The following is a 12953-nucleotide window of genomic DNA, read 5'->3' as shown; positions in this document are numbered from 1 at the left end:
AGCAAGAGCCAAACTCTATCTATTTATCAGACGGAAATCAACAAGATTACGCAAAGAGAGGATTTTTTTTACAAAAGTTTACATTAGCACCTCAAGTAGCACCATCTGTAGCGCATCAGCACCTCAAGTAGTGTGCCCGTAGCGCATTAGCTGATAGCACCTCAAGTAGCGTGCCCATAGCGCATTAGCTGATAGCACCTCAAGTAGTACCATCTGTAGCGTATTGGCTGATGGCTGATAGCTGATGGCACCTCAAGTAGCGTGCCCATAGCGCATTAGCTGAATGGTTAGCACCGAACTTGTAGAGCTGACCTTACTGAGTAACTCCCACGATGAATTGGCTTTGCTGAACCATCTTCACAGAGGAAGAGGTCGCCATTGGGAGCGACGGTAAAGACACAGTTTTGTCCAACTTTGTATGAGCAGCGCTAAATAGTCTAGGAGTAAATTATGAAAGTAAGTCCAAAAAAAAGTTAATTTTAAGTTAAGAAATAGTTAATAAATTCCTAGGATATCAATTTTTTGTGAAAGTCTACTGTCAGCTCTTAAACTAATCATAAATTTGTGGGAAATTAAACTAATATTAACCTCTTTATTTAAAGATAGACTAATAGAGTTTTAGTAAGCTATCAGCTATCAGCTATCAGCTATCAGCTATCAGCTATCAGCTATCAGCTATCAGCTATCAGCTATCAGCTATCAGCTATCAGCTATCAGCTATCAGCTATCAGCTATCAGCTATCAGCTATCAGCTATCAGCTATCAGCTATCAGCTATCAGCTATCAGCTATCAGCTATCAGCTATCAGCTATCAGCTATCAGCTATCAGCTATCAGCTATCAGCTATCAGCTATCAGCTATCAGCTATCAGCTATCAGCTATCAGCTATCAGCTATCAGCTATCAGCTATCAGCTATCAGCTATCAGCTATCAGCTATCAGCTATCAGCTATCAGCTATCAGCTATCAGCTATCAGCTATCAGCTATCAGCTATCAGCCAAAGGCTTGTGGCCACGCTACTTGAGTTGCTTTTGAATAAAATAAGCACCTCAAGCAGCGTGAGCTTTAGGCTCACGGCTGACCGCTGACGGCTGAATGCTTACGACTTTTAAAAGACTAGCGCTTGATTCAAGACGCTCTACCAGGTTGAAACAAGGAGAATTTTACGATGGCTGATCTCTTCCATAAGTCAGGGATTTTGGCAGCCGCTAGTGTGGCTTTGGGTCTAGCTGTAATGCCAACCCAACCTGTTTCTGCTGCAACTATCAAATATGATTTTACCGTAGATGTAGAGACAGGGAGTTTGGCTGGCAACTCTTATGAGGGGTATTTTACCTATGATGACACCTTCCAATTTGACAGCGGATTCGAAAGATTCAACTCTCGGAGCGATGACCTATCGGTAGTCTTCGACTTTAATGGTGTCACCTACACTGAAGAAGATGATTTCTTGTTTCCTGTAGGTCCCTACGTTGATTTTCAGGATGGGGAGCTTTTGGGATTGAATTTTGCTCCCAATTTCTTCGTTTTCGATTTTCCCTTTGAAATCCGTGACGAAGACAATGACCGCATAGGAGGTGACTTCTTTACCTATGGTGATTTCTTTCTCGGTTCTGGAGAAGGTAGTGTCACTTACGCTAAAGTGGGTAAAGTTCCCGAGCCTGCTACTATTTTAGGGTTAAGTGTGCTTGGTGCTAGCTTGCTGCTGGGAAAAAAGAAGGGATCCTCTCAAAACGCTTAGAAGAGTTTTGGGAGTTGAAAGTTAAAAGTTGAAAGTTGAAAGTTGACGGTTGAGTGTTAAGGGTTGAGTGTTGACCGTTGACCGTTAATACTCAACCCTTAATAGCTAGGATAATGGCAAATTTCTAGTCATCTTAGTCATCAAAATTTTGTCCATCGCCCCAATCATGCGATCGCATCTCATCCTCTAGCGCTATTGTTATGGGTTTGTGCGATCGCATCTCATCCTCTAGCGCTATTGTTATGGGTTTGTGCGATCGCATCTCATCCCCTAGCGCTATCCTTATTTCCCCGTGTCAAATATAGCGCTATTGTAAATAGCAACAATGACTAATGGGTAACCATTGAAGTGAAGAGTTTGGTAAATGCGTTCGCGTAGCGTCGGCTGTGGCCGTAGGCCAAGCTGCGCGAACGCCGAATCGCTTGTTTCAATACTCCCTATCTCCCTATCTCCCCCATCTCCCTATCTCCCTATCTCCCCCAAAACTTCCCCCAATCCCCGTTCCCTAACTTAGTTAAAAATACGGTTTTCCTATAGTATACTCTTAATTAGCTTAGTAACACAAGCAAATAATCCAATAATCATGACCTACCATAACAACAGACGGGATTCACTGATAGATAATCCAGACCTAGTTGGTGATTTACCCCCAGAAATCGCTAGTCATATTGTTGATTTTGCCATTAACATTACCCCTGAACTCACCAAAGGGCAGTTTGCCGAAGATACAATCTGCTGTTTAAAAGAATTGATTAAGCAAACTAGCAAAATGATCAGCAACTTCAATCCGGCAACGGGAGTCGTAACCACAACGGTAAATGGTCACTTACCTCATGTTCAAACCGTCGAAAAAATGCCTTCTTCTGGGATACTGATAACTCACTAACCCCTCGGTTGTATAAGGCATCACTAAACAATTCAACAAAATTAAAAACACCATAATCCGGTCCTCGTGGGTTTTCACCCATAGAGGAATGTTCCTTATAAGTAGGAAGACGCTGATCCCAATTAAACAAACCAATTTGGTCAAAGGTTTCCGTAAATCTAGCATTAGTGCGCAAGACTTGGTTTGTCTGTGGATGGGGATCTAAGAACGGAAAATTAACATTTGCTTCCCCTCTCACCTTAGCATTAAACATCTTGATATGCTTTTCAATCCGGTCACGGTCTGTAGTAGGATTATCAAAATCTAGATTCAGATCCCCTAATAAGATAAAATTGGGATAATAGGCTCTATCCTGTTGGATAAACCGTCCTAATATCCATGCCATCAGTGCATCAAATTCCTGACGGCGATCTGAGATATAGTCACCAAAATACAGATGAGCATTAACCGCCATAAACTCATAGGGGTTAGTACCAGGATGACCAACAATTCTAAAGCTGACACAGAACGGTTGGCGAGCAAACGTTAGAAACACTGGCATCCTAACATTCGGCTTCTTCGGGCGTTTCCCTAACTGATTTAAATTCCACTGATCCAGTTCTTTTAGATATTCCACATAGGGTAAAATAGCCTGATTGACCTGATCATAGTTACGAGCCAAGGTTTCTAACACCTTAGTACGGTCAAAAGAAATATCTGAGACCACTTCACCCCGCTTAACCATCGACAAATTATATATAAATCCCAGTCTTTCCCCTAATCCTGGTTCATTAGGAAACACCCCAGTTCGATCAGACACAATCATACCAAACTCTGACCCCATCCGCCCCTTCAACTCCTGGAAACCACTCAGGTCATCCATGATTTCTTGGACAGCGAGCAAATCAAAGTGCTTACAAACATGAGCCAAAAAATCCCAGGTTTGAGGACTGCGCTTAGTTACCGCCCCCAGTTTTCTGATATTAAATGACCCCAACACCACCGAGCCATATTCCCGTTTAGGCAATCCATACTTAGTAGGATCGTCAGCCAAAGTTTCTCGTATTTCACCCCATTCTTTTGGAGTAAATTCAGACATAATATTATTTTAAATGTAAACATAGGATTGATAAAAAAAGGGAATCGGGAATCGGGAATCGGGAATCGGGAATCGGGAATCGGGAATCGGGAATCGGGAATCGGGAATCGGGAATCGGGAAGAGTTACCCAAAATACCTATATACTTTATTAAATTTTGCCTTTTGCCTCTTGCCTTTTGCCTCTTGCCTTCCCCTCCTGGGAGGGGTTAGGGGTGGGTTCCTCTTGCCTTTTGCCTTTTGCCTATGCCCTCTTGCCTTATTCTCTATTACCTTGTATTTAACGATTCAGAATTGTCAAACCATTATTATCATTGGCATCTTCAAAAATTGCTACCATTTCCTTCAATTCAAGCTTCATTTATTCAGAAAATCCTACATTATTTACCAACCGGGCTTTCTCTAATTTGGCATCACTCAGATTGACCTTACTCAAGTTGATATCCCCCAGGATAGCACATCTGAGGTTAGTACCACTCAAATTGACACGACTGAGGTTAACACTACTCAAATTAGCACCGCTGAGATCAGCACCTGCACAATCGGATGTTGTATTAAGACCAGCAATTCTCCCTATCTCCAAAAAGTCCTTAGTTTTCTCCTCTATAGAGCGATCGATTAACGGTTGCGCTTCTGGCCGAATTTCTTGATTAGACATCGGTTGACTTGACCAAAATTAGTATATAATCCCCAAAATTTTCATCTATACAGCTTTGACGGCAATCAGCTCATCCCTGATACAGTCAGTCGCCCATTGAACCTCCTTTCATTGTCTTGATGCAGTCGCTCAGGATGTTACAATCAAAAAGCTGCTGGGAATAGTAGGTAAAAACAGACATTATTTAAGATGCTTACCCATTGGAAACAATCCCTAGCCAAGAGTGCTGGACTATTGGCTGTTTTGACTCTTGTACAGAGTTTATACTTCACTCAATCAGCTTCTGCGCAATGCGTGCCGAGTAATTTTTCCTCGAACTGGTTACAACGACAGGAGTACCTTGGTGGTCACACTATTGATCGCCATGTTGGTAAAAGTGATCAACAACTAGTAGACCGATTAATTAATGCTCCCAGAATCAGCGCAGCTAGCACCTATAGCGATTTGGGAACTGCTGCCACTAATATTCAAGCTGCTTTGAGAGCCAACCGGAATAGATTAAATAGTTGGGTTCTTGATGCTGCTAGAGGTGAAAAGCGAGCTGTTAACTATAGGGCTAGGGAAGTAGTTGGTCGTGTGGCTAGCCGTCCTGCTTCTATGAGCAATATTTCTAATAGTAGAAAGTTGCGTGCGGTTATGAAAAAAACAGCAAAAGGAGATTGCTTACTTCTTACGTCATATCCCGCTAGATAACTGCTCAGGGGATTGTAGATTTTATAGTGTAGATTTTATAGTTTAGAGTGACCCTTGCTTAAACTATAAGATCTTGTATTTATTTAATCTTCAGTCTCTAATTCTCCAATTTTCAGTCATTACTCAACATTAGCAATTAACTATACACCAAAAATCTACCCATGAGCCAAAAAGCTAACTACGAAAATCTCTACAGTTTTCTTGCTGGGGAGTTTGCTGAAGCTGATTTTGAAGGTAAAAGTGATGAAGAGGTAGTTCTTGGCTGCAACAATCCAGAACTTGCCAAGTGGCATCGTACCATAATTGCCGAAGGACGGGTTGCTTTGGCTTCTCCCTCCTTTCCCTGGAAAGATGTGGGTGACTATGCCAATCGCCATTTTGAAACTGAAGAAAGTGCTAGAAAATGGCTAACACAGATGCTCGACCTGTTGGAAAGTTGCCTTGATAAAGTATCCGGAGGAGAGTAAAGTACGGAAGAGCTATATTTCCCCGATTAAACTATACTCGAAACTTGATAATTTGTCCTTACCCACCTTGTAAGGCAATTTGGTCAATACCTTACGAGGGCATGATTGCGATCGCAACGGTCAGTGCCAGGTTAATTCTGCCGTCTTTTCCCCAGATGGTCAGACAATTCTCACCGCTTCTGAGGATAATACGGCAAAATTATGGGATAAACAGGGACAACTAATTAAGACCTTGAGCGGGCATAAAGATATCGTCGTCTCTGCCATCTTTTCTCCTGATGGTCAGACAATTCTCACCGCTTCACGGGACAAAACTGCGAAATTATGGGATAACGATGGGAATTTGATCACAACTCTAAATCAGGATAGCTGTTGGCATGTACATATAAAGGATTATCATTGCGGTCTTACCTCTGCGGTATTTTCTCCAGACGGAACTAAAATTATTACTACCAGTAAAGATAATACAGCTAAATTGTGGAACCACAATGGCGAGCTGATCAAAATATTGAAGAGACATACCGGTTGGGTTAATTCAGCTTTATTTTCCCAAGACGGTAAAATTATTACCGCTTCTGAAGATAGCACTGCTAAGTTATGGGATAAGGATGGAAAATTAATTAAAACCTTAGCAGGACATTCCGAGCCAGTCAAAAAAGCATTGTTTTCCCCAGAGGGTAATAACATTATTACCGTTAGTGATGATGATACTGCAAAAATTTGGGATTTGGATGGAAACGCGATCGCTAAATTAATCGGTCATCAATTATCGGTTACTACTGCAGCGTTTGCTCCCCATGGAGACAAACTAATCACCGCCTCTGATGACTCGACAGTCAAGTTATGGGATATCATCCAACAACCCGTTAATTCTAGTTTTAGACATTCAGCAGCTGTGAATTCTGCTGTGTTTTCTCCTGACGGCACAAAAATATTGACAGCCACTACGGAGAAAAACGCTTATTTATGGGATATGAGCGGAAAATTGCTCAAGCAACTTCCTCATGGCTGTGATGTCTCAAATCACTGTGCTGTAAAAAAAGCACTTTTCTCCCCTAATGGTAACTATATTATCACGACTTCCGATGATGGCAAAACCCGGTTATGGAATGGAAAAGGCGATCGCCTGATCATGGCTATTAATTTACATAATCACTATAATAACTTAACGATATTTGGTAGCAATGGTGCTAAATTTGCCAGCTTTTCCCAAGATGACCAGCAAATTCTCACTACGTCTTACGATCACACTGCCAAGTTATGGAATTTTAGTGGCAGTGAACTGATAGAAATATCAGAGTACAATGGACACAAGGGGGTAGTTAATTCCGCTGTGCTATCTCCTAACCGCCAGCAAATCCTTACGGCTTCTGACGATAAACTGGCCAAGTTATGGAACGTAAACGGAGAAATAATTACTGATTTTAAAGGACATACCGATGTTGTGAATTCCGCCGTCTTTTCCCCTGATGGTAAAACAATTCTCTCTGCTTCAGCAGATCACACCATAAAGCTGTGGGATTTGAATGGAAACCTGATCCGAACCTTTGCAGGAGGTCGTGAGCAAGGACATATGTTTGATGTTAATTCAGCGGTGTTTTCTCCCGATGGTAAAACAATTCTCTCTGCTTCTTCTGATAAAACTGCCAGGTTGTGGGATTTAAACGGTAGGTTAATCCTGGTGATGAGAGACCATAATGCTGCTGTGAACTCCGCCGTCTTTTCTCCCGATGGCACCAAAATCCTCACTGCTTTCAGCAATGGCACTGCCAGGGTGTGGCTGAAGCCGGAGGCTATATATGAGTGGTTGCAAACAGCTAAAATTTATCAGCTCTCACCAGGAGATCGGAAGGTGTTTGGTTTAGAGCACAGCTATCCTAGATAAAATCCTAATGATGTCAGATACCCTGGTTGACTGACTTTTCTGGCTTCGTAGGTTGGGTTGAAGATAGTGAAACCCAACCCTGGCAAGGATTTTAGGTAAAATCAATGGTTTTAGTTTTTTTTTATTCACTCAGGTGAGGTACCACGCCTTACTTCCTTGAAAGCGTGGCTCCCAGTTTCATTCGCCGTTGCTGTGTTGGGGGCGTTGCTGAATTAAGGAATGAATGTGCGATCATTTGGTTTTATTAAAGCCCCCTAAATCCCCCAATTCTGATACCGTTGGCGAAATTAATATTTGTTTACACAAGGGTAGCAGATGGGTAACTTTAAGTTCATGCTCCCCCAGAATTGGGGGTTGGGGGGCTATAAAGACTGCTGTCTTCAGGCTGATATTTCTAAATGTTAAATTCGCCAGCAGTATCAATTCTGGGGGACTTTGATAGTTTTGTTCCCCCCAGAATTGGGGGGCTAGGGGGGCAAAACCATACGCATAATCAGCAACGCCGTGTTGGGTACCTCAAAGAAGAAGTTGGGCAAGGTTGAGCTACAAGGTTAATACCATAAACATTAAATTGTAACAGATTAGGGTAGTTCTGAGTAATCCTGTAAGATTTTGTAATGAATAAGTAAATTTACTTATCATTCATGCAAACCGTAACCCACTAGGGCGTGTTTTCAAAGTTTTCCGCAAGATATTAGATCCCCCCCAGCCCCCCTTATTAAGGGGGGAGCCATACTCAAAGTCCCCCTTTTTTAAGGGAAACGGGGGTACTCGGAGTTTGAAGACACGCCCTAGCCCCTAAAATTAGAACCGTCTAGATAATCAAGGCATCGATCCTAACGGATTAATAAACACTTACAGGGTCAAAGACAATATGCAAACACTAACTAATAACTCTCAGTTAATACAATCTTGGTCTACCTCTGAAATTTACCCAATCAGCTATAACGGCAGCCAAGGGAATACTATATCAGATGACGATAAATTGCTCAGCTTGAAAGCAGTATATAAGCAACTATTTAAGGAAAATCGAGATATTGAATTTCACCATCATGCTAGCCTTGAATCTGCATACCTGAATGGTCAATTGAGCACTCGAGATCTGGTTCGTGAGTTACTTTGCTCGGACATGTATGTTAATTATGTCTTCGCCGTCAATAGTAATTTCCGTTTTGTTGCACTGTGCTTTGAGCGCGTTTTAGGTCGCCAGGCTACACAAAACGAGATCCATAAGTGGAGCTCCCTTTTAGCCTCGGAAGGTCTGATCACCTTTGCGCAGACATTGACCAATTGTGATGAATATATTGCAGCCTTTGGTGATGACATTGTACCGTTTCGCCGCTCTGATAAACTGTCTTCCAGTAATCAGGGACTCCCGGCACTGCCAAAGGAACTGAGCATCAAACGTTATACAGGAATCGGTAACGTGATACAGCACTACAAATCAAGATCCCTTTTACCCTGGGAAGGCAATCTGCCGCCCCGTGTGGTACGCGAGATCGGCGCAGTTGTTACTGTAGCCGGTACAATTGAAGTTGTTCGTGTTATTCTCACCATTGCTTGGCAGGCTTATAGCACTGGTAGCCTGTGACATCCTCATATTCATTCAAAGATTACGGCATTGCTGAATCTTTGAATGAATATGAGTGGGGTGGGCATCCTGCCCGCCTGGAAATGAAACGGGCAAGATGCCCATTCCACAGGTGTGACCCTAGGGCGAGTAAATCGCCCTAGGGTCGCACCTACTATTAAAATCATTCCATTATTAAGCAACGCCGGATTTTTCCCCTATTCCCTCTTCCCTCTCTTCGCCTCCTCGGAGGGGTTATGGGTGGCTTCCAGATCCGCTGTTCCGGTGATCCGCTGTTCCCTGTTCCCTAAAACCCAAAAATTTGGAATTCACCTAATTGAAAACCGCTATAAATCCCCGACCCTATTGACTTAATGGAGGGACTCCTGTATTATTTTCTGAGAGTAAATTAGCCTAGTTGATAAGCAGGTGCACAAAATTAATTACACATTTTAAAATAATCAAAGCCTTGCAGGGCAAGGGTTACAGAGATTGGCAGTAGGTAATTAATTCTGTGTAGGTGCTTACCTGTTATGATATGCTGTTAAATCGAATTGCCTAAAACTATACTGTGTATAGCTTTGAGATTTTGATGATAATTGATAATTGAAACTACATAGAGCGTTTCTAGGACTCATGAGGTACACAGCATTGTTTGACTATTGGCTCTTGCCTCTTATCCCTGCTCCGAAGTCCCTGCTCCGAAGTCCCTGCTCCCTGCTCCGAAGTCCCTGCTCCCTGCTCCGAAGTCCCTGCTCCCTAAAACCTAGATATTTGTACCTCACAAGTCGTAGAATTGCTATAGTATCTCAAAACCTAAAAGTCTTCCCTAGTAATACTTTTAGGCTTTGTTTATGAAAACTTAGCCGAATCAGTACGGAATAACCGTAAATTATTCAGTTTCAGATGTCTACTCCTCTGTTGATTTATTCGGCTTGAATTTCCTGATATTATTCCTAGGCTTAGATGGGTTGACCCTGACAAATTACGCGATTACTTAACTGGTGACCAATGGCTATAATACTACTTGCTTGAAAAAACTAGCAGATAAACCACCAATATTTTGCAAGTAATTTTCTGGTTTTATTGACCATTAATTAACTAAAAAACCGGTTAAAATAATCATCATTACAGAGGATAGGACATGGAAATTTATATGGCATCTAACTACTCACTCAACACCCTTGGAGCCAAACTTTGTCTCGAAGCTGCTGGGGATTTAGTAGCAAAAGCAATCCAGCCCATCCAAAACTATTCACAGGTAAGACTAGCTGATTACGGCATTGCAGACGGTGGTACTAGCCAAGGATTATGGCAGCAGATTATTGCTACTATAAAAAAAAAAATAACGGGGCTTTTGTTGAAGTAATATTTAATGATTTACCCAGTAATGACTTTAATGCCCTAGGCAAAAATGCAACGTTATTGATGCAAGGTGATCAAAATCTAGTAGTTTCAATGGTTCCACGATCATTTTATGAACCTGTTTGTCCCCCCAATAGTCTAGACTTTGGTTTCTCCTCCACAGCCATGCACTGGCTAAGTAAGCTACCCAAACATCTGAGCAATCATATTGATGTCAATGTTTCTGCCCCAGTAGAAGATAAAGCAATTTTTCAAGCACAGTCACAGATTGACTGGAGCACTATTCTCCTGGCTAGAGCTAAAGAACTCAAATCTGGAGGTCAAATAGTAACCGTCAACTTATCCGTAGACGAACAAGGGCGCTATGTAGGGCACAACCTGGTAGACTTGAACCTGAAAGATATTCTGCACGAAATTTGGAAACAAATGCAGATTGAGGAATTGATTCAACCAGAAGAGTATGTTGGCGCTACATCACAAAGTTATTACCGAACAGAAGCCGAGTTTACTGCGTGTCTCGAAGACCCTCAAAGTGAAGTTTATCAAGCTGGCTTACGATTAGGAGATACCCGAACCATGCTGATTCGGTGCCCTTATCGGTCTCAGTACGAAGATGATAGGGATGCAGAGAAATTTGCCCAAGGTCTCACCCAAGCGACTCGCTCTTGGAGTGAACATACATTGAGAAATGCCCTAAGCAATCGATCCAATCAAGACATTTCTGATATTGTCAACCAATTCTACCAAAGATTTACAGCTAGGATTCGAGAGAATCCCGGTCAGTTCTCTATGGATTATGTACAAACCTATCTTCGCATTTACAAAAAATAAGCCCAACCAGGATGCTTAGATCATGTTAGGATAATTACCCTTAATAAAAATCTGCCCGATCTCCCCATCTCCCCACCCTCCTCACAACCCCTCAGGTTGAGGTGACATTGGATATTAGGACTAACCGATAATAAATCCCCGACCCGATTGACTTAATGCAGGGACTCCTGTATTATTTTCTGAGAGTAAATTAGGCTAGTTGATACCTGTTATGATATGCTTTTAACTTGAATTGGCTAAAACTATACTGTGTATAGCTTTGAGATTTTGAAAATTTATGGTTTATACCGAAAATTATGTCAGATCTTTCATAAACACCATAGGATGCCCAGTAGGCTGTGGAATACAATTAAGCCAGAGCAACTTAAAAATCCCAAAATTGCCAAACTTTTTGACTCAGATGGTGATGGCAAAGCCAACTTAACAGGTTGTAATCCTGGGTGGGGTATGGAGCTAGCTTCTCTAATTTGATAAGTTGAAGAAATCCTTAAAAACCTTGAAGCCTTTCTTTATATTACATGACTTACGCAAGGCACCCTAAAATACCCCAATTCTAGGGGACTTTCGTGACTTTGTTCCCCCTCCCGGTGCGCTTGACCTTGGCCAATTTAATTCTTAATGGTAAGAGCGCACCTTTGCCTTTTGCCTTTTGCCTTTTGCCCTTGCGCGTAGCACTATAGCGTTTCTAGGACTCATGAGGTACACAGAATTGTTTGACTATTAGCTCTTGCCTTTTCTCTCTTTCTTACATGCTCCCTGCTCCCTGCTCCCTGCTCCCTAAAGCCCAGATATTTGTACCTCACAAGTCGTAGAATTGCTATATATCAAAAACCATAACTCCACCTAGCCCGATACCCTCGGGCATCAATATGGGTGAAACAACTCGCACTGGCTAGACCACCTCGAGAACCCCACCAGGAATCCAGGCGTCTATTCACCGACATTGGCGATATCCCCTCAACCACAAAATCCACAGCATCCCCAGAAAGATGACGGGAGCGTAATGCACCACCAACTTGGCGATTGGTTACTGGGTCGCGATACCAAGAGTTAACCAGGATGGGGCGATTGCCAAAGTATTCCCTAACTTCCGATACTTTTTGGCTACTAAAGTCTACCAAAGCAGACCTTAGCTCACCAATGCAAGCTGATTACTCAGCCAGGGTGTATCTACCAAAGCTCTTAGGAATATCCCGCGAGCGCCATTGATGTCGCGTTCGCGTTCGCGCAGCGTCGGCTTTGCCGAAAGCGTGACCAAAGGTCAATCCATTACTCGGCCATCAATCAAAGACCTAATAGTCTTACTGCCTCCGATGTTAACTATTTGTTAGAGTCGATGTCCCCTATTAAGGGGAGCATCTCTCCTACAAATCCGTACGTGCGACTTTCGTTGCATACGGCTCCTAAGTATCTTTTTGGCTGCTGTGTATGTATTGGTGGCAGCTCTGGTGAACCGCCATTAAATTCTTTGGTTTCCAATTGTCGTGGTTTCCATCTAGGTGATGAAGGTGTACAGATTCGTTGCCTATTAACTTGTGACCACAATGTCCACAGCAATGGTTTTGCTTCTTCAAGGCTTTGGAAGTAGCATTATCGTAGAGTCCAGAGTTCCTTTGGCTCCAGTACACCAAGTCTCCGTCATAGGGGGACTTGGTGCCCCTGACTTTAATATGCTTGTTTTCCTTATATTTCACCGCCGGGAATGCTTTCTTTACTAATCTTTCGGATTCGTATCGATTGATTTTCTTCTCTTTTCTGAATTTCTCCTCTGTTCTCTTTGC

Annotated in this window: 13 protein-coding genes and 1 pseudogene; 8 read left to right on the top strand and 6 right to left on the bottom strand. The window is 42.4% G+C overall.

Translation table 11 applies throughout. The annotated features are described in order from the left end of the window. Nucleotides 1-1168 precede the first annotated feature (1168 nt). The gene (locus tag LYNGBM3L_RS10935) at nt 1169-1741 is read left to right on the top strand and encodes a PEP-CTERM sorting domain-containing protein (RefSeq protein ID WP_008182404.1); all 573 of its coding nucleotides are present in this window, start codon (nt 1169-1171) and stop codon (nt 1739-1741) included. 133 nt (nt 1742-1874) lie between these two features. On the opposite strand, the gene LYNGBM3L_RS48570 is transcribed toward LYNGBM3L_RS10935, so the two are convergent. From LYNGBM3L_RS48570 to LYNGBM3L_RS10925, 4 genes are all read right to left on the bottom strand, one after another. Next, a complete protein-coding gene (locus LYNGBM3L_RS48570; RefSeq protein WP_267872016.1) occupies nt 1875-2003 on the bottom strand; it encodes a hypothetical protein in 129 nt (42 codons plus the stop codon). Between the two features lie 520 nt (nt 2004-2523). Then, entirely contained in the window at nt 2524-3705 is a 1182-nt protein-coding gene (locus LYNGBM3L_RS10930; RefSeq protein WP_008182401.1) for an exonuclease/endonuclease/phosphatase family protein, read from the bottom strand. 9 nt (nt 3706-3714) lie between these two features. Next, entirely contained in the window at nt 3715-3837 is a 123-nt protein-coding gene (locus tag LYNGBM3L_RS48565; RefSeq protein WP_267872015.1) for a hypothetical protein, read from the bottom strand. Nucleotides 3838-4064: 227 nt separating this feature from the next. Then, nucleotides 4065-4361, bottom strand: a complete 297-nt coding sequence (locus LYNGBM3L_RS10925; RefSeq protein ID WP_008182397.1) for a pentapeptide repeat-containing protein — start codon at nt 4359-4361, stop codon at nt 4065-4067. A 189-nt stretch (nt 4362-4550) separates the two neighbouring features. Between LYNGBM3L_RS10925 and LYNGBM3L_RS10920 the strand changes: the two genes are divergently transcribed. The 7 genes from LYNGBM3L_RS10920 (at nt 4551) to LYNGBM3L_RS45630 (ending at nt 11643) form a co-directional block, all read left to right on the top strand. Beyond that, nucleotides 4551-5054 (top strand): RNase A-like domain-containing protein, encoded by a 504-nt coding sequence (locus tag LYNGBM3L_RS10920; RefSeq protein ID WP_008182395.1) that lies wholly within the window; start codon nt 4551-4553, stop codon nt 5052-5054. A gap of 161 nt (nt 5055-5215) precedes the next feature. Then, nucleotides 5216-5521, top strand: coding sequence for a hypothetical protein (locus tag LYNGBM3L_RS10915; RefSeq protein ID WP_008182394.1), 306 nt, complete (start codon nt 5216-5218; stop codon nt 5519-5521). 79 nt (nt 5522-5600) lie between these two features. Continuing rightward, the gene (locus LYNGBM3L_RS10910) at nt 5601-7406 is read left to right on the top strand and encodes a WD40 repeat domain-containing protein (protein WP_008182392.1); all 1806 of its coding nucleotides are present in this window, start codon (nt 5601-5603) and stop codon (nt 7404-7406) included. An 874-nt stretch (nt 7407-8280) separates the two neighbouring features. Continuing rightward, the gene (locus LYNGBM3L_RS10905) at nt 8281-8997 is read left to right on the top strand and encodes a phycobilisome rod-core linker polypeptide (RefSeq protein ID WP_008182388.1); all 717 of its coding nucleotides are present in this window, start codon (nt 8281-8283) and stop codon (nt 8995-8997) included. Nucleotides 8998-10120: 1123 nt separating this feature from the next. Further along, nucleotides 10121-10345 (top strand): hypothetical protein, encoded by a 225-nt coding sequence (locus tag LYNGBM3L_RS40345; protein ID WP_008182386.1) that lies wholly within the window; start codon nt 10121-10123, stop codon nt 10343-10345. Further along, entirely contained in the window at nt 10288-11172 is an 885-nt protein-coding gene (locus LYNGBM3L_RS10900; protein ID WP_081431950.1) for a class I SAM-dependent methyltransferase, read from the top strand. Before LYNGBM3L_RS40345 ends, LYNGBM3L_RS10900 begins: the two co-directional genes overlap by 58 nt. 324 nt (nt 11173-11496) lie before the next feature. After that, nucleotides 11497-11643 (top strand): hypothetical protein, encoded by a 147-nt coding sequence (locus LYNGBM3L_RS45630; RefSeq protein WP_008182382.1) that lies wholly within the window; start codon nt 11497-11499, stop codon nt 11641-11643. 353 nt (nt 11644-11996) lie between these two features. Here LYNGBM3L_RS45630 and LYNGBM3L_RS10890 read toward each other — a convergent pair whose 3' ends face one another. Together LYNGBM3L_RS10890 and LYNGBM3L_RS10885 are read right to left on the bottom strand one after the other, a co-directional pair. Beyond that, nucleotides 11997-12293, bottom strand: coding sequence for a D-Ala-D-Ala carboxypeptidase family metallohydrolase (locus LYNGBM3L_RS10890; RefSeq protein WP_008182380.1), 297 nt, complete (start codon nt 12291-12293; stop codon nt 11997-11999). 282 nt (nt 12294-12575) lie between these two features. Further along, a pseudogene (locus LYNGBM3L_RS10885) lies at nt 12576-12953 on the bottom strand (HNH endonuclease); the annotation flags it as partial.

This window comes from Moorena producens 3L, assembly GCF_000211815.1.
Classification (GTDB): domain Bacteria; phylum Cyanobacteriota; class Cyanobacteriia; order Cyanobacteriales; family Coleofasciculaceae; genus Moorena; species Moorena producens.
Note: the sequence above shows the minus strand (reverse complement) of the source record. Positions and strands in the feature narration are given on the sequence as shown.